General features: G+C 70.2%; 17 protein-coding genes. 7 read left to right on the top strand and 10 right to left on the bottom strand.

Features of this window, described 5'->3' with window-relative positions:
- The first annotated feature begins 184 nt into the window (after positions 1-184).
- From FFK22_RS32600 to FFK22_RS32590, 3 genes are all read left to right on the top strand, one after another.
- A complete protein-coding gene (locus FFK22_RS32600; protein ID WP_138887877.1) occupies positions 185-346 on the top strand; it encodes an entericidin A/B family lipoprotein in 162 nt (53 codons plus the stop codon).
- A 72-nt stretch (positions 347-418) separates the two neighbouring features.
- Complete coding sequence (locus tag FFK22_RS32595) at positions 419-577, top strand: YqaE/Pmp3 family membrane protein (protein ID WP_138887876.1); 159 nt, start codon at positions 419-421, stop codon at positions 575-577.
- Between the two features lie 76 nt (positions 578-653).
- On the top strand, positions 654-2,618 hold the full coding sequence (locus FFK22_RS32590; RefSeq protein WP_186002773.1) for a S9 family peptidase: 1,965 nt from the start codon (positions 654-656) through the stop codon (positions 2,616-2,618).
- Between the two features lie 145 nt (positions 2,619-2,763).
- On the opposite strand, the gene FFK22_RS32585 is transcribed toward FFK22_RS32590, so the two are convergent.
- The gene (locus FFK22_RS32585; protein WP_138887875.1) at positions 2,764-3,375 is read right to left on the bottom strand and encodes a hypothetical protein; all 612 of its coding nucleotides are present in this window, start codon (positions 3,373-3,375) and stop codon (positions 2,764-2,766) included.
- A gap of 395 nt (positions 3,376-3,770) precedes the next feature.
- Between FFK22_RS32585 and FFK22_RS32580 the strand changes: the two genes are divergently transcribed.
- Together FFK22_RS32580 and FFK22_RS32575 are read left to right on the top strand one after the other, a co-directional pair.
- On the top strand, positions 3,771-4,577 hold the full coding sequence (locus FFK22_RS32580) for a trans-aconitate 2-methyltransferase (protein WP_186002772.1): 807 nt from the start codon (positions 3,771-3,773) through the stop codon (positions 4,575-4,577).
- An 8-nt stretch (positions 4,578-4,585) separates the two neighbouring features.
- Complete coding sequence (locus FFK22_RS32575) at positions 4,586-5,386, top strand: class I SAM-dependent methyltransferase (protein WP_138887873.1); 801 nt, start codon at positions 4,586-4,588, stop codon at positions 5,384-5,386.
- On the opposite strand, the gene lpxK is transcribed toward FFK22_RS32575, so the two are convergent.
- The 6 genes from lpxK to FFK22_RS32545 all read right to left on the bottom strand — a co-directional run bounded on the left by lpxK (position 5,383) and on the right by FFK22_RS32545 (position 13,204).
- Positions 5,383-6,378 carry a tetraacyldisaccharide 4'-kinase gene (gene lpxK, locus FFK22_RS32570; RefSeq protein ID WP_138887872.1) on the bottom strand — a complete coding sequence of 332 codons (996 nt, stop codon included), beginning with the start codon at positions 6,376-6,378 and terminating at the stop codon, positions 5,383-5,385. The genes FFK22_RS32575 and lpxK overlap by 4 nt on opposite strands.
- Positions 6,379-6,604: 226 nt before the next feature.
- A complete protein-coding gene (locus tag FFK22_RS32565; protein WP_138887871.1) occupies positions 6,605-7,876 on the bottom strand; it encodes a 3-deoxy-D-manno-octulosonic acid transferase in 1,272 nt (423 codons plus the stop codon).
- Between the two features lie 13 nt (positions 7,877-7,889).
- On the bottom strand, positions 7,890-8,882 hold the full coding sequence (locus FFK22_RS32560; RefSeq protein WP_138887870.1) for a glycosyltransferase family 1 protein: 993 nt from the start codon (positions 8,880-8,882) through the stop codon (positions 7,890-7,892).
- Between the two features lie 35 nt (positions 8,883-8,917).
- Positions 8,918-9,718, bottom strand: coding sequence for a UDP-2,3-diacylglucosamine diphosphatase (locus FFK22_RS32555; RefSeq protein ID WP_138887869.1), 801 nt, complete (start codon positions 9,716-9,718; stop codon positions 8,918-8,920).
- 458 nt (positions 9,719-10,176) lie between these two features.
- Positions 10,177-11,676, bottom strand: a complete 1,500-nt coding sequence (locus FFK22_RS32550) for a calcium-binding protein (RefSeq protein ID WP_138887868.1) — start codon at positions 11,674-11,676, stop codon at positions 10,177-10,179.
- Between the two features lie 181 nt (positions 11,677-11,857).
- Entirely contained in the window at positions 11,858-13,204 is a 1,347-nt protein-coding gene (locus FFK22_RS32545; protein WP_138887867.1) for a TldD/PmbA family protein, read from the bottom strand.
- Positions 13,205-13,513: 309 nt separating this feature from the next.
- On the opposite strand from FFK22_RS32545, the gene mepA reads away from it, so the two are divergent.
- On the top strand, positions 13,514-14,371 hold the full coding sequence (gene mepA / locus FFK22_RS32540; protein ID WP_186002771.1) for a penicillin-insensitive murein endopeptidase: 858 nt from the start codon (positions 13,514-13,516) through the stop codon (positions 14,369-14,371).
- A gap of 90 nt (positions 14,372-14,461) precedes the next feature.
- Here the strand turns inward: mepA and FFK22_RS32535 are convergent, their stop codons facing one another.
- From FFK22_RS32535 to FFK22_RS32525, 3 genes are all read right to left on the bottom strand, one after another.
- The gene (locus FFK22_RS32535) at positions 14,462-16,237 is read right to left on the bottom strand and encodes a calcium-binding protein (RefSeq protein ID WP_143956905.1); all 1,776 of its coding nucleotides are present in this window, start codon (positions 16,235-16,237) and stop codon (positions 14,462-14,464) included.
- Between the two features lie 139 nt (positions 16,238-16,376).
- Complete coding sequence (locus tag FFK22_RS32530) at positions 16,377-18,362, bottom strand: calcium-binding protein (RefSeq protein ID WP_143956904.1); 1,986 nt, start codon at positions 18,360-18,362, stop codon at positions 16,377-16,379.
- A 470-nt stretch (positions 18,363-18,832) separates the two neighbouring features.
- Entirely contained in the window at positions 18,833-19,720 is an 888-nt protein-coding gene (locus FFK22_RS32525) for an AraC family transcriptional regulator (protein WP_186002770.1), read from the bottom strand.
- On the opposite strand from FFK22_RS32525, the gene FFK22_RS32520 reads away from it, so the two are divergent.
- Positions 19,701-20,903, top strand: coding sequence for a calcium-binding protein (locus FFK22_RS32520; protein WP_186002769.1), 1,203 nt, complete (start codon positions 19,701-19,703; stop codon positions 20,901-20,903). The genes FFK22_RS32525 and FFK22_RS32520 overlap by 20 nt on opposite strands.
- The last annotated feature ends 32 nt before the right edge of the window (positions 20,904-20,935 follow it).

Raw genomic sequence — 20,935 nt, 5'->3', positions numbered from 1 at the left:
AGGGTCCAGGGCCAGGTGGCGGAGCGGCCGCTGACCAGCGTCGGCCTGGCCTTCGCCGCCGGTCTGGCGATCGGCCGCTTCCTGGTCCGCTGACCGTCGCGGGCCCCGGAACTCCCCGCAGCAGGGCGCCGTTACCTGACCGGTCCGTCCCGGATCGGTTTTCCCCAAGATCGAGGAGAAACCCATGATCGCACGCATCGTTCTCATCGCCGGCCTGCTGGCCGCCGGCCTCGGCATGGCCGCCTGCGACAACACCGTCCGCGGCGTCGGCCAGGACACCCAGAAGGCCGGCGAGAGCATCGAGCAGTCGACCAAGCCGAACCCGCCGCAGCCGATGATGCCGTGACCGGCCGGCCCGGGCGGATGGCATGATCCGCCCGGGCGCCCCGGGTCTCCGCCTGCCCACTGAAGGACGCGCATGGACCTGATCCGGATCATCGTCGCCATCCTGCTGCCGCCGCTGGGCGTGTTCCTCCAGGTCGGCTTCGGCAAGCATTTCTGGCTCAACATCCTGCTGACGCTGCTGGGCTACATCCCCGGCATCGTCCATGCGGTCTGGGTGATCGCGAAGAAGTAATGGTGCGGCACGGCCGGCACTGGTAACCCGGCCGCCGATCGGACAGGCTGCTGGTCCCATGGATCGGAGACCAGCGATGACTGTCATCAGGACCGCCCCTTACGGCTTCTGGAGGTCGCCGATCACCTCCGACCTGATCGTGGCGCAGTCGATCGGCCTGTCCGAGGTGCGGCTGGACGGCGATTCGATCTGGTGGCTGGAAAGCCGGCCGCAGGAAGGCGGGCGCAGCGTGCTGATGCGGCGCGGCCCCGACGGCTCGGTGGCCGAAATCAGCCCGCCGGCGGTGAATGTCCGCACCCGGGTGCATGAATATGGCGGCGGCGCCTGGACCGTCGCCGCCGGCACCGTCTACTTTACCAACGACCGGCCCGGCCCTGCCGGCACGCCGCCGGACCGCCGCCTCTACCGCCAGGCGCCCGGCGCCGAGCCCGTCCCGGTTACCGCCGCGACCGGCGAGGCCGAATGGCGCTTCGCCGATGGCTTGGTCGATTCGCGCCGGCGGCTGTGGATCGGCGTCGGCGAGCGCCACCGGCCCGGCCAGGGCCATCCCGACAACATGATCGTCGCCGTGCCGCTGGCGGGCGAGGGCGCCGGCAGCGTCCGCATCCTGGCGCAGGGCCACGACTTCTTCGCCTCGCCGCGGCTGTCGCCGGACGGCAGCCGGCTGGCTTGGCTGGCCTGGGACCATCCGCACATGCCCTGGGTCGAGACCACGCTGTTCGTCGCCGAGCTGGCGGCCGACGGCGCGCCGTCCGGGCCGGCGCTGGCGCTGGCCGGCGGGTCGGGCGAATCGGTGTTCCAGCCGGAATGGTCGCCGGACGGGCAATGGCTGGTCTTCGCCGCCGACCGGTCCGGCTGGTGGAACCTGTATCGCTGCGACGGACGCGGCGGGCCGGCCGAGCCGGTGCTGCCGCTGGCGGCGGAGTTCGGCCAGCCGCAATGGGTGTTCGGCCTGTCGGCCTATGCCTTCTCCGGCCCCGGGCGGCTGCTGTGCAGCTACGTTGAGGGCGGTCTGGGCAAGCTCGCCTTGGTCGAGCTGATGACCGGCGGCCTGACGCCGATCGACCTGCCCTACACCGATATCAGCTCGGTCCGCGCCGATGAGCGGATCGCAGTGTTCCGCGCCGGCTCGCCGCGCGACCCGGCCCAGATCGTCCGGCTCGACCTCGCCACCGGGCGCTGGGAGGTGCTGAAGCGGGCGACCGAGATCGGCGAGGACCCGGCGCTGCGCGGCTTCTTCGCCCCCGCGCAGCCGGTCGAGTTCCCGACCGCGGGCGGCCGCACCGCCCATGGCCTGTACTACCCGCCGACCAGCCCGGACCATGCGGCGCCGGCGGGCGACGTGCCGCCGCTGGTGGTGAAGATCCATGGCGGCCCGACCTCGGCGGCGTCCTCGACGCTCAATCTCGGCATCCAGTACTGGACCAGCCGCGGCATCGCCGTGCTCGACGTCAACTATGGCGGCAGCACCGGCTATGGCCGGGCCTATCGCGACCGGCTGAACCTGGCCTGGGGCGTGGTCGACGTCGAGGATGCGGTGGCTGGCGCCAAGTACCTGGCGTCGCAGGGCCTGGCCGATGCCGCCCGGTCGGTGATCACCGGCGGCAGCGCCGGCGGCTACACCGCGCTGGCGGCGCTGGCCTTCGACGATTACTTCGCCGGCGGCGCCAGCCATTTCGGGGTCAGCGACGCGGCCGCCCTGGCGCGCGACACGCACAAATTCGAATCGCGTTATCTCGACTGGCTGATCGGGCCGTATCCGGCGGAGGCCGAGCGCTACCGCGAGCGGTCGCCGCTGTTCCACGCCGACAGGCTGTCGAAGCCGGTGATCTTCTTCCAGGGCGACGAGGACGAGGTGGTGCCGCCGAACCAGACCGAGGCGATGGTCGACGCGCTGCGCGCCAAGGGCCAGCCGGTCGGCTATGTCCTGTTCGCGGGCGAGCAGCACGGCTTCCGCAAGGCCGCCAACATCCAGCGCGCGCTGGACGGCGAACTGGCGTTCTACGCCGTGGAGATCTTCAAGACCGGGCTGGCGTTCTGACGGGGCTTGGAGCGCACCACGTCACCCTCTCCCCCGGTCGTCATTCCCGCGCAATCGGGAATCTCTTTCCATCGGGCCGGGACGAGATCTCCGCTTTCGCGGGGATGACGATTTTTTTGGTAGGGAAGGTCGGGCCAGCCGCCCGTCACCCGGTGCCCGGTTTGTCGGGTTCGCTCGGGCCTTCGTGGAAGGGGTATGGATCGATGCCGAGGGAGCGGCAGAGGCGGGCGGCGGCCGGGGCCGGCGGCTCGGCGTCGATCAGCGCCTCGACATCGGGCTCCTTGAGCCGGGCCTCGACCCCGGCCTGGAGGCTTGCGGCCTTGTCGCGGTCGGAGATGGCGTCGAGCGACTTCTGCATCAGCTCGACCAGCCGGGCCCGGCGACGCTCTCGGACCTCGGCCGGGGTGCCGGTCGGCGGCGGCGGATAGGGCGGGTCCGACCAGTCCGCGGCCCGGCGGCGCCATTCGTCGGACAGGCCGAGGCCGCAGGCCAGGCCGGTGATGACCGAACCGACCGGCCGGTCCTCGATCCGGTCGTCCTCGTCGCGATAGAGCTGGTCGAGCCGCTCGTGCAGGTTGTTGGTGTGATGGTCGGCCTCGTCGAGGTCCCGGGTCGGCTGGCCCGCATCCCAGATCAGGGCGTGAAGGGCCTCGGTGACATGGTTGCGCTGGTGGGCGCGGCGGGCCCGGCGGTCGGCCTTGTCGCGGGCGCAGAGGTCGCCGGCGGCACGGGCACGCTGGGCCAGGGAGCGCTGCACCGAGTTGGAGAAGCGGCTGAACGCCCGGCCGGCCTCCTGCGCCTCGGCCCTCGCAGCCTGAACCGCGGCCTCGCCGGCCTTGGGCGCGGCGGCGCGGGTCTGGGGGCGACGGCGCGGGTGCCTTCGGCCTCGGCCAGCTGCATGGCGATCTCGGCCAGGCGCGTGAGCATCTGGACCTGCTGCAGCGCAAGGCTGCGGCAGAAGGCCTGGACGTCGAGATCGGAATCCGTGTTTGTGTTCATGGAACGTATCATGAACATATCCGCCGGTTAAGGCAATAGGCATGGTGTTGACCCCTGCGGTCGCGCCATCCGAAGCGCGACGGCGGCTTGCATCGTGTTCGCGGACCGACATGATTGGTCCGCGCCATGGCGCGTGAACCAGCGGAGCCTCCCATGCATCGTCCCGGGCAGATCGCCACCAGCCCATCGGCGCGCCGGGCCGTCGCCTCGGCCTTCGCCGATGCCGACGTTGCCCGCTGCTACGCCGCCCGGCCGCCCTACGCGCCAGCGCTGTACGAATTCCTGCTCGGGCAGGTGGCGGGGCGGGGCCGGGCGCTGGATCTGGGCTGCGGGCCGGGCAAGGTCGCCATCGTCCTGGCCGATCACTTCACCGAGGTGGTGGCGCTCGACCCCTCCGCGGCGATGATCGAGGCCGGCCGCGCGGCCGATGCCGGCCGGCACGGCGGCATCGCCTGGACCTGCGAGACGGCGGAGACCTATCGCACCGATCGCGGCTTCGACCTGGTCACCGCCGGCACCTCGGTCCACTGGCTCGACCACGCCGTGGTGTTCCCGAAGCTGGCGGGCTGGACCGGGATCCTGGCCGTGATCGGCGGCGACGAGCCGACTGCCCCCTGCGGCGACGCGGCCTGGACGGCATTCCTGACGCGCTGGATCGCCCGGGTCGGCGGCCGCTATGATCCGGCGGGCGCCGCGGCGGAGGCCGGGCGCCACGAGGCCTGGATGGACATCGCCGGGCGGAGGGACTTCCGGTTCGCGGTCCGGCAGAGCCTCGCCGAGTTCATCCGCGGCCAGCATTCGCGCGCGACCTGGAGCCGCGCGGTGATGGGCGAGGCGCTGGCCGCCGAATTCGACCGCGAGCTGGAGGCGCTGATGCGGCCCTTCGCGACGGACGGGCAGCTGGCGCTCGACATGGTCTCGACCCTGACCTGGGGCGCGCCGCGCCGCCGTCCCCTGTAGGATCGATCATGCCGCCGAGACTCGCGAGGGAAGCGGGACGCCAGGCCTTCGGGGCCGACCCGGCCAACTATCACAGTGCCCGTCCCGACTATCCGGACTGGGTGTACCGGACGCTGCGGTCGCGCTGCGCCCTCGGCCCCGGGACCGCGACCTTCGAGATCGGCGCCGGGACGGGCAAGGCGACCCGCCGGCTGCTGGATCTGGGCGCCGATCCACTGGTCGCCGTCGAGCCGGACCCGCGCCTCGCCGACTTCCTGCGGGCGACGCATCCGGACCCGGCGCTGACGGTGCTGGTGTCCGCCTTCGAGGACGCGGCGCTGGACGAGGCGGCCTTCGACCTCGGTGTCAGCGGCACCGCCTTCCATTGGCTCGACGAGGATGCCGCGCTGGCCAGGATCACGCGCCTGCTGCGCCCCGGCGGCTGGTGGGCGGCGTTCTGGAACGTGTTCGGCGACGACAGCCGGCCCGACCCGTTCCATCTTGCGACCCGGGACCTCCTCGACGGCCCGGTCAATCCCGCCGCCGGCGAGCGGGGCATCCCGTTCGGGCTGGACGCGGCGGCCCGCCTGGCGGCGCTGAGGCGGACCGGCGCCTTCGACGTCGTCGACACGGCCGCGCGTGCATGGTCCCTGGTGCTGGACGAGGACCAGACCGCGGCGCTCTACGCGACCTATTCGACCGTCAGCCTCCGCCCCGACCGCGAGCCCGTGCTGGCTGAGCTGCGCCGCATCGCGCGCGAGGGCTTCGGCGGCCGCGTCGTCCGCAACATGACGACCAGCCTGTACATCGCCCGCCGGAACGGGGGCTAGACGCGCAGCGCCCGCCGCACCGCCGGCTGCAGCACCGCGTCGACGGCGGCGGGGTCGTCCCAGGCGAGGTCGACGCGCAGCGCCTCGACCATCGGCCGGGCCTCGGGCGGCAGGCGGACCTGGTCCTTCTCCGTCGTCACCGGCACGGCCCCCCGCTCCTGCGCCGTCTCGGCCAGGCGCATCACCTCGTCCGGCGTGTAGGCATGGTGGTCGGGGAAGGGGACGGCGCCGGCGATCTCCGCCCCCAGCTCCGCCAGGGTGGCGAAGAACTTCTCCGGCCGGCCGATGCCGGCGAAGGCCAGCACCTTGCGGCCGCGCAGCCGCGCCGTGTCCTCCGGCGACGGCACCAGCCGGGCGCCCAGCGCCGGCAGGCCGTGTCCGGCGGCGAGATCCCGGATCCCGGCGCGGTCCGGGCCCATGATCACCAGGGCGTCGGCCCGGGCGAGGCCGTGCTCCGGGCGTTCGCGCAAGGGGCCGGCGGGCAGGATCAGGCCGTTGCCGAAGCCGCTGCCGCCGTCGACCACCAGGAGGGACAGGTCCTTGGCCAGGCTGGGGTTCTGGAAGCCGTCATCCATCAGGATCAGCTGCGCCCCGGCCGCCGCGGCGGCGCGGGCGCCGGCCGGGCGGTCGCGCGAGATCCAGGCGGGGGCGGCGCGGGCCAGCAGCAGCGGCTCGTCGCCGACTTCGGCGGCCGAATGCCGGTCCGGATCGACCCGCACCGGCCCGGCCAGCGAGCCGCCATGGCCGCGGCTGAGGGTGTAGACGGCGATGCCGATCTCGGCCAGGCGGCGGGCCAGGGCCAGCGCCACCGGGGTCTTGCCGGCGCCGCCCGCCACCAGGTTGCCGATGCAGACCACGGGCACCGGCGCCCGCTGCGGCGTCACCAGGGTGCGGCGCAGGCGCGAGGCGAGGTCGTAGACGGCCCCGGCCGGGGCCAGCAGCCAGGCCGCCGGCGTCGCCTCCGGGCGATACCAGAAGCCGGGAGTTTTCATGATGTCTTGTCCCCCCTCCCCTTGCGGGAGGGGGGTAGGGGGAGGGGGTTCTCTCGGCTCGATCCGGCCCAACTCCGTGACAAGCCGGCCAGGCGGTGGGTTGAGTGGCTTGCCCATACACGCGCGGACGCGCGCAGACCCCTCCCCCTATCCCCCTCCCGCAGGGGGAGGGGGGACTCATAAAACCTGAGCCGAAGAGAAGCGTCGGTCGAGGATGCAGTCGCCCTCATGCCAAGATCGGCGTGATCAGCGGCTCCAGGGTCGCCATCACGGTCGAGACCACGCCGCGGTTGCGCTGGGCCACGGCGCCGGCGGCGCGGGCCATGCGGCGGCGCTCCACCGGGTCGTCCAGCAGCCGGTTGACCGCGGCGGTCAGGGCCGCGGCATCCCCCACCGGCATCGCCCCGCGGGCCTGGCCGAGCTGGGCGGTGATGTCCGGGAAGTTGGTCATGTGCGGACCGTAGACCAGGGCGGCGCCAAGCTGCGCCGCCTCGATCGGGTTGTGGCCGCCGAACGGCACCAGCGAGCCGCCGATGAAGGCGACCGGGCAGACCCGCAGCCAGATCCCCATCTCGCCGATGGTGTCGGCCACCAGCACATCGGTGTCGGACCAGGGCAGCCGCTGCTCGCTGCGGCGCAGGACGCGCAGGCCCGCCGCCTCGGCCAGGCCGGCGATCTCCGCGCCGCGGTCGGGGTGGCGCGGCGCCAGCACGGTCAGCAGGCCGGGCCGCTTCGCCGCCAGCGCCTTGTGCGCCTGGACGATCTGCTCCTCCTCCCCCGCATGGGTGCTGGCGGCCAGCCAGACCGGGCGGCGGCCGATCGCGGCGCGCATCGCCGCCAGTTCCTCGAGCTCGGCGTCGGGCGGGTCGGAGGAGAATTTCAGGTTGCCGACCTGGCCGACACCGCGGGCGCCGAGGGCGCGGAAGTTGCGGGCCGAGCGCTCGTCCCAGGGCAGGATCACCCGGAAGATGCCCAGCAGCCGGCGGATCAGCCGCGGCAGCCGGCGCCAGCGGCGGAACGACCGCTCCGACATCCGGGCATTGACCAAAGCGATCGGCAGGCCGCGCTTCTCGGTCTCGGTCAGCATGTTCGGCCAGATCTCGGATTCGACCCAGATCGCCAGGTTCGGCTTCCAGTGGTCGAGGAAGCGGCGGACGAAGGCCATGCGGTCGAGCGGCGCGAACTGGTGCATCGCGCGATCCGGCAGCCGCTCGGCGATCAGCCGGGCCGAGGTGACGGTGCCGGTGGTGACCAGGACGGAGAGGCGCGGGTCGCGCTCCAGCAGGCGGCGCACCAGCACCTGCACCGACAGCACCTCGCCGACGCTGGCGGCATGGACCCAGATCACCGGGCCCGCCGGGCGGGGAATGCTGGCATGGCCCAGCCGCTCGCCGCGGCGGGCGGGGTCCTCGCGGCCGGCGGCGGTGCGGCGCGCCAGCAGCAGGGGCACGAAGGGGCCGGCGGCGTCGGTCAGCCAACGATACAGCGCGTAAATCATCCAGACTGAGTGGTCATCGGAAGGGATGCAGATGAGTCAGGAACTGATCTGTACATGCCTCCCAGGAATAGCGCAGCGCAAAACTGCGGCAGTCCTCCGACGGCACCTTCAGCGCCTCGCGGATGGCGCGGCCGAGATCCTCGTCCAGCCGGCCGACCGGGGCGTCGCCGATGACGTCGGCCGGACCCTGCACCGGATAGGCCGCGACCGGCACGCCGCAGGCCAGCGCCTCCAGCATCACCAGGCCGAAGGTGTCGGTGCGCGACGGGAAGACGAAGACGTCGGCGTCGGCATAGGCGTCGACCAGCGCCTGCCCCTCCTTCGACCCGGTGAAGGTGACGTCCGGGTAGCGGGCCCGGAAGGCGGGCAGGGACGGGCCGCCGCCGACCACCACCTTCTCGCCGTCCAGCGGCAGCGACAGGAAGGCGTCGAGATTCTTCTCCACTGCCACCCGGCCGACATAGAGGTGGCGCGGCCTTTCGCGCTCGGGGCGGGCAGCCGGGCGGAACCGGTCGGTGTCGACGCCGCGGCTCCAGCGCGCCAGGCGACGGAAGCCGCGGGTGGCCAGGTTCCGCTCCAGCGTGTCGGTCGCCACCATCACGGCGCTGGCGGCGCGGTGGAAATGCCGCAGCAGGGCATAGGTCGAGGCCAGCGGCATGCCGGTGCGCAGCTGGACATATTCCGGGAACTGGGTGTGGAACGAGGTGGTGAAGCTGAGCCGCCGGCGGATGCAGTAGCGCCGCGCCGCCCAGCCCAGTGGGCCTTCGGTCGAGATGTGGATGGCGTCGGGGTCGAACTCGTCGACCAGCCGGGCCATGCGCCGGCTCTGGCCGATCGCCAGGCGGATCTCGGGATAGGTCGGGCAGGGGATCGAGGCGAAGCGGTCGGGGCCGACCACCTCGACCGTGTGGCCGCGGCGGCGCAGCTCGTCACGGGTCGATTCGATGGTGCGCACCACCCCGTTGACCTGCGGCAGCCAGGCGTCGCTGACGATCAGAATGCGCATCTAGCCCGCAGCTCTCCGGATACTGTCGGGCTGGCTCAAGCGGCGCGCTGCGGCTTCAGGTCCGGCTGCGGCGCCACCGCGTCGCGGGCCGCCACGATGTCCGCCCAGTGCAGGATCTCCAGGCGGCCGTCGTCGTGCTCCACCAAGGCGGTGCAACTCTCCACCCAGTCGCCGTCGTTGACATAGGTCATGCCCTGCATGTCCTTCAGCTCGGCGGTGTGGATGTGGCCGCAGATGACCCCGTCCACGCCGCGCCGCCTGGCCTCCTCGACCAGCGCGAGCTCGAACCGGCCGACGAATTCGACCGCGCGCTTCGCCCGCTGCTTCATATACGCCGAGAGCGACCAGTAGGAAAAGCCGAGACGGCGGCGCACCAGGTTGAGCGCGGTGTTGGTGTGCAGCAGCAACTCGTAGGCTTTGTCGCCGACATGGGCCAGCCATTTGGCGTAGCGCACCACGACGTCGAACTGGTCGCCATGAATCACCAGGAAGCGGCGGCCGTCCGCGGTGACATGGATATGGTCGTCGGCGAGGTCGACATCGCCGAAGCTCTGGCCGACGAACTGGCGGGCGGCCTCGTCGTGGTTGCCGGGGATGTACAGCACGCGGGTGCCCTTGCGGGCCTTGCGCAGCAGCTTCTGGATCACGTCGTTGTGCGGCTGCGGCCAGTACCAGCTCTTCTTCAGCCGCCAGCCGTCGACGATGTCGCCGACCAGGTACAGCGTGTCGGAGTCGGTGTGCTTCAGAAAGTCGAGGAGGAGATTGGCGTTGCAGGCCCGGGTGCCGAGATGGACGTCCGAGATCCAGATGGTGCGATAGCGCGTCACCTGATCCATGGGGCATCGGTCCTTCGGCAATCCTATACCGTCCGTATAACCGAGCCGCCGTCAGCAAACAACATCTTGATATCGTCTTCGATCTCGCAGGTGCAAAAATTAATAAAACGGTCACGAGTGCTTGCCGTGCGCCGATCTGGTGCCGGTTGTTCGGGCGCTGTTGGCGCGGAGTGTGACTTTTTTCTGAAGCGGGCGGATCGCGTCCCGGCAGAGAAACCCGCCCTTCCCCGGTTGCGGACGAGGAAGGGCGGGCGCGGCGGCCATGCCCTGGGGCATGAAGTTGGCCGCCGACAACGCGCGATCGGCTACGCGGCGATGGTCGGATCCGTAAATCGATAACGGCTCAAGATCGGGGAGAATCCGCCGCAGTTCGAGAGCGTTTGCGCGTCTCGGCAAAGAACGCAGCAAACAATCGCGCCGCCGGAACGAAATTTCCGGCGGCACGATCGGCCGTGCCCCTACAGCACGAAATCCGCCGCGGTCAGGGCGTGGTCGGAATAGACGGTGATGACCGCGTCCTCCACGTTGTCGCCGGTGGTCTCGAGATAGACGCCGTAGCGGCCGCCGGCGAAGGCCAGGACCCGGACCTGGCCGGCGGCGGTGAAGGCGCCGGTGCCGAAGCTGAAGGCGGCGTCGCCGGGGCTGGCGCCGTTGGCGTCGATCGCCGACAGGTCGATCTTGTCGCCGGTGGTGAAGTCGGTGATCGTGTCCCGGCCCGCAGCCGCGACGGTGCTGTCGCCGACCGTGAGGTAGCGGAAGGTGTCGGCGCCGGCGCCACCCTTCAGCACGTCGGCGCCGCCGCTGCCGGTGAGGACATCGTTGCCGGCCAAGCCCCACAGGGTGTTGGCAGTGGCGCTGCCGGTCAGCGTGTCGGCGAAGCCCGAGCCCAGCACCTGCTCGAAGCCGGACAGAACGTCGCCGGCCGCGTCGCCGCCGGAAACGGCACCGGTGGCCAGGTTCACCGACACCCCGGCGGCCGAGCCGGCATAGCTGACCGTGTCGATGCCGTTGCCGCCGGTGAGAGTGTCGGCTCCGGCCCCGCCCTCGATGATGTCGTTGTCGTCGCCGCCATCGAGCTGGTCGTCGCCGGTGCCGCCATAGAAGCTGTCGTTGCCGGCCTCGCCGAAGCTGATGTCGTTGCCGGCGCCGCCATCGACCGAGTCGTTGCCGGCTGCGCCGGACAAGTTGTCGATTCCATCGCCACCAACCAGCCGGTCATTGCCGTCCCGGCCGTTGAGGATGTCGTCGCCGGCCTCGCCCGATAGCGCATCGTCGCCGCCTCGGCCGTCGATCAGGTCGTGACCGCCCTCGCCGCCGATGATGTTGCGGCCGGCGTCGCCGGACAGGGTGTCGCTGAAGGCGGAGCCGTAGAGGTTCTCGATGCTGATCAGCGTGTCGCCGGTGGCGTCGCCGCTGAAGACCAGGTTGCTCTGGATGTCGACGAAGACCTCGGCGCCCGAGCCCTGGTAGTTGGCGAAGTCCGAGCCGTTGCCGCCGTCCAGGTCGTCGGCGCCGCCGCCGCCCCGTAGCGTGTCAGTGCCGTCGAAGCCCAGCAGCACGTCAGACATGTTCGAGCCGCCGATGGTGTCGTTGCCCGAGAAGATCGTCGCAAGCACCGCTGGCTCGCCGCCGCCGCCGAGCAGGGTGGTGGCGATGGTGGCCAGCGGTATGCTGAATCCGGTGATGGAGAAGACCGGGATGAACTGCTGGATGTACGACAGGTCGGTCACGGTGCCGGTGACGGTGACCGGCGGAATATAGCTCATGCCGGAGCCAGTCAGGGTCAGGTTGCCAACGTCGTTGAAGAGGATGCTGCCGAACGTCGGCGTGATGATCGGCAGGCCGATGACGCCCGAGGCCGCGATCGTGGAGAAGATGAAGCCGAACTGGACGCCGTCGCCGATGGCATCGTTGTTGCTGTCGAAGCCGATGCCGTTGAGAACGGAGAACACCGCCACTGAAATCCTTTCCCTGTCGGTCCCGATCCGGGTGCGGCCTGGATGGCTGTCTTTCGGCGTAAACCGATATCGGCACGGAGAGCGATCCGGTCGATATAGATAAATTGCTATGGAATATTATAATATGCGGCCGTGACGAGGCGAGGGGAAGGAATTCCTGCGAGCCGGCGCCGGAGCGCCTTTACCGCCCGGCCACCGTCATGCCGTCGATCCGCACCGTCGGCGCGTCCATGCCGTAGCGCAGCGCCAGGTCGTCGGCCGGCACCAGCGCCCTGTACATGTCCTTCAGGTTGCCGGCGATGGTGACCTCATTGACCGGATAGGCGAGGCGGCCGCGCTCGATCCAGAAGCCGTGGGCGCCGCGGCTGTAGTCGCCGGTGACGCCGTTGACCGACGACCCCATCAGCCCGGTGACGTAGAGGCCGTCCTGGATGTCGGCCATCAGCTCCGCCGGGGTGACGGCACCCGGGGCCAGGTACAGGTTGGCGGGCGAAGCGCCGGGCGGACCGCTGGTGCCGCGCACGGCATGGCCGGTAGGGGCCAGGCCGAGCTGCCGGGCCGAGCGCAGGTCGAGCAGCCAGGTGGTCAGGCGGCCGTCCTGGATCAGGGCGCGGCGGGTGCTGGCCACGCCTTCGGCGTCGCAGGGGCGCGAGCGCAGGCCGCGGCGGATATGCGGATCGTCGATCACCGCGATGCCCGGGGCGAACACCGCTTCACCCATCTTCTCCTTCAGGAAGCTGGTGCCGCGGGCGATGGCGGCACCGTTGATGGCGCCGAGCAGATGGCCCAGCAGGCTGCGCGACGCCCGCGGGTCGAACACCACCGGCACCCGCGCGGTCGACGCCTTGCGCGCGCCCAGCCGGGCCACGGCGCGCTCGCCGGCGCTGCGGCCGACCGCCTCGGGCGTGTCCAGATCCCCGGCATGGACGGCGCTGGTGTGGTCGTAGTCGGTCTCCATCCCGGTGCCCTGGCCGGCGATGGCGGAGACCGAGATGCTGCTGCCGGTCGAGCCGGTGACGCGGGAAAAGCCGTTGCTGGCCACCATCGCCGCCATGCTGCGGCCGAAGCCGGCGCTGGCGCCTTCGGAATTGGTCACCCCGGCCACGGCCAGCGCCGCCGCCTCGGCAGCCCGGGCGCGGTCTGACAGGGTCTCGGTCGACGGCTCGGCTGGGTCGACCAGGTCGAGCTCCGGCAGATCGATCGCCAGCTCGGACGGGTCGGCGATGCCGCAATAGGGATCCTCCGGCACCACCCGGGCCATGGCGACGGCGCGGTCGACGATCTCGTCCAGCGCCGCCTGGCGGCGGTCGGAGGAGGAGACGATCGCCATGCGCTTGCCGATGAAGACACGCAGGCCGAGATCGCCGCTCTCGGAGCGCTCGACATGCTCGATCTGGCCGAGCCGGTGGCTGATCGAGAGCGAGGTGGTGTCGAACAGCACGGCGTCGGCGGCATCGGCGCCGGCCCGCCGGGCCTTGGCGATCAGGCCGGACAGCAGGTCGAGGGTCGCGTCATGGGAATCGGGCATCGTCCGGTCCGTCGGTTCCAGGGCCATGATCATGTAGCGACGCCGCCCCCGCCGCCGCAAGGTGCAAGGGGCAGGTGGCCGCAGCCAAGAAGGGTTCGATGCAACCGTAAGCCGTCATTGCGACCCCGGCCTTGAGCCGGGGAAAGCCATCCAGGGCGGGGCGAACCGGCCCCTGGATTGCTTCGTCGGCTTCGCCTCCTCGCAATGACGGGGTGGGATGGGCTTTCCGGAATGGCGACGCGCCGGGGCTTCATCTCTTCCGCTGGCGGGGGCATCCTGGCGGGCGAGTCGGGGCATGGAGGGATCGGCGTGATCGGGACACGGATCGGGGCGGCGCTGGCCGCCGCCTGGCTGCTGGCGGCGGCGCCGGCCGGGGGTGTGGAGGAGGATCCCGCCTGGAGCCAGGTGCGGCTGGGCACCCAGGGCCCGCCGCAGGTCATCGGCAGCTATTCCAACGGCTGCATCGCCGGGGCAGTGCAGCTGCCGCCGGAAGGCCCCGGCTACCAGATCATCCGGCTCAGCCGCAACCGCAACTGGGGCCATCCGACCCTGGTGGCGACGCTGGCGGATCTCGGCCGCCGGGCCGCGGCCGCCGGGCTGCCGCCGCTGCTGATCGCCGATATGGGCCAGCCGCGCGGTGGGCCGATCACCGACCATGCGGCGCATGAGAACGGGCTGGACGCCGATATCTGGCTCAGGCTCGACCTGCCGCTGCTGGCGCGCGACCAGCGCGAGACGCTGAAGCCGGAATTCATCACCGGGGCCTGGACCGACTATATCCCGCGCGGCGCGCTGTCGCCGCAGCAGGCGCAGCTGATCCGCCTGGCGGCGACCGAGCCGCGGGTCGAGCGCATCTTCATCCATCCGGCGATCAAGCGCGAGCTGTGCGCGATGAATTGGGACGACCGGTCGTGGCTGCACAATGTGCGGCCCTGGACCGGCCACAACGAGCATCTGCACATCCGCATCGGCTGCCCGTCCGGCAGCCCGCTGTGCCGCGAGCAGGACCCGGCGCCGCCCGGCGACGGCTGCGGGTCCGACCTGATGTCCTGGTTCCCGATGCGGCAACCGGTGCCGAAGAAGGGCGGCAAGCCCTATGTCCCGCCGCCGCTGCCGGCCGCCTGCACCGCGGTGCTGAACGCGCCGCCGCTGGTGGTGGGGCAGTAGGGACAGAAATGGCGAGCGAGGGGAGTGGGGGCCGCTCGCTCGCCAGTCGGGGCGCCGGTCATTGCGGCGGCGGACGCCCGACCTTTTGCCTCAGAGCATGAACTCCGAGGCCTGCAGGGTGATCGCGCCGGTGAGATGGATGACGATGTCGGCGGCGCTGTCGCCGTCGACATCGGCCGAGACCGTCGTGGCGTCGCCGGCGATCTCGTAGCGCAGCTGCCCGGCCGTGCCGGAGAACGCGCCGGTGCCGATGAAGCTGAAGGCCGTGTCGCCATTCGCGGCATTGCCGTCGGCGTCGATCGACTGCAGCCAGATCGCATCCCAGGCTTCGAAGTCCTGGATCGTGTCGGCGGCCGCGGCGGTGCTGTCGGAGACGGCGGTGTAGCTGAAATAATCCCCACCGGCCCCGCCGTTCAGCGTGTCGGCGCCGTCGCCGCCCCGCAGCACGTCGTCACCGCCGGCGCCGCTGAGGACATCCGCTCCATCGAACCCGACCAGCACATTGGCCAGGGCGTTGCCGGTCATGGCGTCGTCGTGATTGCTGCCGTTGATGGTCTCGACGTCGTCGTCGATCGTGTCGCCCTGGGCCTCGCCGCCGGTGTTGACCTGGGTCTCGAGGTTGATCGTCACGCCGGCGGTGCTGTACCAGTAGCTGGCGATGTCGTAACCGGCGCCGCCGGCCAGATGGTCGGCGCCGTCGCCGCCGCGCAGGGTGTCGCCGCCGGCGCCGCCGGCCAACTGATCGTCGCCGGCCTCGCCCAGCAGGGTGTCCCAGCCGTCGCCGCCGTCGATCCGGTCGGTGCCGTTGCCGCCATAGAGGGCGTCGTTGCCGGCGGCTCCGGCGACGGTGTCGTCGCCGCCTCCGCCGTTGATCGCGTTGACGCCGGCATCGCCGGACAGGGTGTCGTTGAACTTGCTGCCGCCCAGGTTCTCGATGGCGGTCAGGGTGTCGCCTGCGGCATCGCCGCCGGTGCCGGTGCCGGCCGTGAGGTCCACCGTCACCGCGGCGTCGGACTGGTAGTATCCCGCCGCGTCGGTCCCGTTGCCGCCGTCGATGGTATCGGCACCGGCGCCGCCATAAAGGACGTCATTGCCCTCGAGACCCTGCAGGGTGTCGCCGCCGACTGCCCCATCCAGGGTGTCATTGCCGGCACCGCCATTGAGGATGTTGTTGATCTCGTCGCCGGTGAGGGTGTCGTTGAAACCAGAGCCGACGATGCTCTCGATGCTGTCGAAGGTGTCGCCCGTGGCCTCGCCGCCCACCGCCTCTCCAGTGGCGAGATTGATCATCACCGCGACGGTCGACAGGCCGTAATTGGTATGGTCGTTGACGCCGTCGCCGCCGATGAAGCTGTCGGCACCCGCACCGCCGACGAAGGCGTCGCTGCCCGCGCCCCCGGTCAGCACATCGTCACCGTCGCCGCCCCAGAGCGCATCGTTGCCGTCGAGGCCCTGGAGGGTATCGTTGCCGCCCTGCCCGACCAGGGTATCGTTTCCGGCCCCGCCATTGAGGACGTTGGCGCCGTCGTTGCCGGTGAGGCTGTCGTCGAATTCGCTGCCGACGACGCTCTCGATGCCATTGAACGTATCGCCCTGGGCCTCGCCACCGGCCGCCGTCCCGGTGCCGAGATTGACCCCGACGGCGACGGTCGACAGGCCGTAATTGACATGATCGGCGCCGTCGCCGCCGAAGAAGGCATCGGCGCCGGCGCCGCCGACGAAGGCATCGTTGCCGGCTCCTCCGTTCAGCGTGTCGTTGCCGTCCTGTCCCCAGAGCGCGTCATCCCCGCCCAGGCCATTGATGGTATCCGCGTCCGCGGTGCCGCTGAGGGTCTCGCCACCTTCGGTTCCATTGATGACAGCCATACCACTCTCCTCGAATCTGGCTCGTCCCGGTCGCAACAGCAATCGCGGGGACTTGAGCGTCGGGCGTTAAGACAAAATCTTGTGCTCTGCCGAAAATGGACGGCCGGGGCGGCCTGACAGTGCCCCGGCCGTCAGGGCCTCAGAGCATGAACTCCGAGGCCTGCAGGGTGATCGCGCCGGTGAGATGAATGACGATGTCGGCGGCGCTGTCGCCGTCGACATCGGCCGAGACCGTCGTGGTGTCGCCGGCGATCTCGTAGCGCAGCTGCCCGGCCGTGCCGGAGAACGCGCCGGTGCCGATGAAGCTGAAGGCCGTGTCGCCATTCGCGGCATTGCCGTCGGCATCGATCGACTGCAGCCAGATCGCATCCCAGGCTTCGAAGTCCTGGATCGTGTCGGCGGCCGCGGCGGTGCTGTCGGAGACGGCGGTGTAGCTGAAATAATCCCCACCGGCCCCGCCGTTCAGCGTGTCGGCGCCGTCGCCGCCCCGCAGCACGTCGTCACCGCCGGCGCCGCTGAGGACATCCGCTCCATCGAACCCGACCAGCACATTGGCCAGGGCGTTGCCGGTCATGGCGTCGTCGTGATTGCTGCCGTTGATGGTCTCGACGTCGTCGTCGATCGTGTCGCCCTGGGCCTCGCCGCCGGTGTTGACCTGGGTCTCGAGGTTGATCGTCACGCCGGCGGTGCTGTACCAGTAGCTGGCGATGTCGTAACCGGCGCCGCCGGCCAGATGGTCGGCGCCGTCGCCGCCGCGCAGGATGTCGCCGCCGGCGCCTCCTGCCAGCCGATCGTCGCCGGCCTCGCCCAGCAGGGTGTCCCAGCCGTCACCGCCGTCGATCCGGTCGGTGCTGTTGCCGCCATAGAGGGTGTCGTTGCCGGCGGCTCCGGCGACGGTGTCGTCGCCGCCTCCGCCGTTGATCGCATTGGCGCCGGCATTGCCGGACAGGGTGTCGTTGAACCTGCTGCCGCCCAGGTTCTCGATGTTGCTGAGGGTGTCGCCTTCGGCATGGCCGCCGGTGCCGGTGCCGGCCGTGAGGTCCACCGTCACCGCGACATCGGACTGGAAGTAACCGGCCGCGTCGATCCCGGCACCGCCGTTCAACACATCGGCGCCCGCGTCGCCATAGAGCATGTCATCGCCGGCGCCGCCGGCCAGCGCGTTCGCACCGGCGCTGCCATACAGGGTGTCGGCGAAGGCTGAGCCGGTCAGGCTCTCGATCGAGGTGTAGGTGTCCCCCTCGGCGTCGCCGCCGCTGCCGGTGCCAGCCGCGAGGTCGACCGTCACCTCGGCATCGGAGCCGCTGTAGGAGGCGGCATCGCTTCCAGCCCCGCCATTCAGCGCGTCGGCCCCGTCGCTGCCTTCGAGGGTGTCGTTGCCGTCGCCGCCCGACAGGCTGTCGGCACCCGTGCCGCCGACCAGATCGTCGGCGCCGACGCCGCCGTTGAGCATATCGTCGCCGCCTGCGCCGCGAAGCTGATCGTCGCCGAGACCGCCCCTCAGCTCATTGGCGCTGTTGTTGGCGAAGATATAGTCGTCGAAATCGGTGCCGTAGATGTTCTCGATGGCCGTCAGCGTGTCGCCCGAGGCGAAGCCGCCGAACTCGCCGTTCAGCCAATTGATCGAGACGCGGGCGGTTCCGTCGCCGTAATTGGCCACGTCAATGCCATCGCCGCCATTCAGGTCGTCGGCACCGGCGCCCCCGCTGAGAATATCATTGCCAAGGCTGCCGCGCAGATTGTCATCGCCCGCTGCGCCCGAGAGGGTGTTGCTGCCGTCATTACCGGTCAGGGTGTCGTTGAAGTTCGAGCCTCTGACGTTTTCGATCGAGACGAAGGTATCGCCCCCGGCCGCGCCGCTCGCCGCGCCGGTGAGCAGATTGACGCCGACGCCGGTGGAGATCGTGTTCTGCCGCAGATAGTCGGCCGTATCGATCCCCGCACCGCCATTGAGCCGGTCGCTCCCCTGTTCGCCGGTGAGCAGATCGTTCCCGTCACCGCCATTCAGAACGTCGTCGCCAGCACCGCCCTGCAAGGCATCGTCGCCGGCCAGGCCGCTCACGGTATCGGCGTCGTCGCCGCCATACAGCTCGTCGTCGCCCGCGGTGCCGTTCACAACTGCCATCAGACCCTCCCGAAATTGGCACGACGCGTCCGGGTCGCTGAGTCGAAATGGACGGCAGCGCTGGACCAGGCATCAGCCAGGATGCGAAGAAAGAAATCTTGCCTCCTGTGGCCAACAGGAAGCGATTCGCATAAGGAGTACATCAAAGAGGAGCGATGATTTCAATGTTTTCTATTGCACATTTGTCAGATGTAAAAAGATAGATTTTCTTATCTCGAAGCATATGAGCAATCGGATTCCATTTGCCACGAATTTGGACTTTGATCTCGTTTGGGGTTGTCGAATGAAAATAAAATTTTATGTTTATGTCGGATATGTAATGCTTCACTGTAGTGCGATATCGCTTCGTTTCCTTGGATCGCGGGTGATCATGCCGGGACCGGGAGTCAACTGCCGGTGCCTGTATAAGACCTAAGTCTTAGAGGTGGCGCGGCGGCGCGGGATGGGGCGGCCAGGTCCGGCCGGGCGCCTCAGCGCCAGCGGCGGAAAGTGGTGCTCGGGCTCTCGCCGAAGCGCTGCTTGTAGGCGACCGAGAACTTGCCGAGATGGCCGAAGCCCCATTGCAGGGCGATGTCGGTCACCGAGCTGCGCTGCGGATCCGCCGACAGCAGCGCTTCGTGCACGCGCTGTAGCCGCAGTTCCCGCAGATAGGCCATCGGCGTGGTGCCGCGATATTGCTGGAAGCCGGCCTGCAGGCTGCGGGCGCTGACCCCGGCCTGGGCCGCCAGCTCGGCCACCGACAGCGGCTGGTCGAGATTGGCCTCGATATAGGCCTCGGCGCGCTTGACGTAGAACGGCGCCAGCGGCGACTGCGGCTGCTGGAACAGCTCGCTGTGATTGTGCGCCTGGCCGAGCAGCAGGGTGGTCATCACCATCTGCTCGAACTGGGCCGCGGCCAGCGGGGCGCGCAGCAGCAGGCTCTCCTGCTCGATCGCCGCCTGCATGTGGTGCATCAGCTGCAGCCAGTCGCTGCCGGCGCCGCCGGTCAGCGAAAAGCCGAGCTCGAATTCCAGCGGGCGGCGCAGCTCGCGGCCCAGCAGCGCCTCGCAGTGCCGCGCCAGTTTGTGGCGGTCGATGCGCAGCACGAACTTCTCGCAGTCGTGGCTGTAGTGGATCCGGGTGCGCAGATGCGGCGCCAGCACCGTCGCCAGCGTCGGCGTCGAGACCACCGACTGGCGGCCGCTGGTGGTCGGCGAATGGCCGGTCAGCACGGCTTCGACCAGCACCCCGTTGGTGTCCTGGGTCTCGTGCCGGTCGATCAGGACGTCGACGCCGTAGCGCAACTGGATCAGCCGCAGCCCGCCGATCTCGCCGAACTTGTTGTGGGCGTCGAAGGGCTTGGACTTCGATGACGCCATCAAGGGGAGCTCGGCGGCCAACACGCTGGTGGGAGGCACGGGCAAGGACAAGCTCACCGGACTGGCCGGTGCCGACACGCTCCAGGGGGGATCCGATGACGATCTCCTGGATGGCGGCGACGGGATCGACACCATCGACTATGACGGCCCGGCGGCGGTGACGGTGAACCTGTCGACGCTGACCGCATCGGGCGGCGATGCGCAGGGCGACGTGATCGGCGCCGGCATCGAGAACATCCGCGGCACCGGGATCTACAACGACATCCTGACCGGATCGGCGGTGGCCAATGTCCTCGACGGCTATGGCGGCAACGACACGCTGAACGGGATGACCGGCAATGATATCCTGGTCGGTGGGGCCGGCGCGGATGGGCTGGATGGCGGCGACGGCGCGGATATGGCCGATTATTCAGGCGGCGTCGCCGGGGTGACCGTCAACCTCGCCGCCGGTGCCGGCAGCGGCGGCGACGCCGCGGGCGACACGCTGGCCGGGATCGAGAACGTCAAGGGCAGCCTGTACCAGGACACCCTGACCGGCGACGGCGCGGCCAATGTGCTGCAGGGTCTGCTGGGCGACGATGTGCTCCGTGGCGGGGCGGAGGCCGACACGCTCCAAGGCGGCTCCGGTTTCGATACCGCCAGCTATTACAGCGGCGCGGCCAGGGTTCTGGTCAGTCTCGTAAGCGGCATCGGCAGCGGCGGCGGGGCCCAAGGCGACACGCTGAGCGGCATCGAGAACCTCTCCGGCAGCCAGGGCAACGACAGCCTCTACGGCAACGCCGGCGTCAACGTCCTGCAGGGGTGGAACGGCAATGACGACCTCATCGGCCGGGCCGGCAAGGACACGCTCACCGGCGGCGCCGGGGAGGACCGCTTCATCTTTGCCGCGGTCGGCGACAGCGTGGTCGGGGCCGATGCCGACATCGTCACCGATTTCAGCCGCGCCCAGGGCGATCGCATCGACCTGATGGGGATAGATGCCAACGGCAGCGCCGCCGGTGACCAGGCCTTCAGCTTCATCGGCAGCGCGCTGTACACCGGCGTGGCCGGCCAGCTGCGCTACGCCTTCACCGCACCCGGCGTGACCACCATCGCCGGCGATGTCGACGGAGACAAGGTCAGCGATTTTCACATCCAGCTGACCGGGGCCATCGACCTGGTGGCGTCCGACTTCATGCTGTAGCGGCGTCTGCGCCGTCCCCGGTCGCCGGGGGC

Source organism: Mycobacterium sp. KBS0706 (assembly GCF_005938675.2).
Lineage (GTDB): Bacteria > Pseudomonadota > Alphaproteobacteria > DSM-16000 > Inquilinaceae > Inquilinus.
Note: the sequence above shows the minus strand (reverse complement) of the source record. Positions and strands in the feature narration are given on the sequence as shown.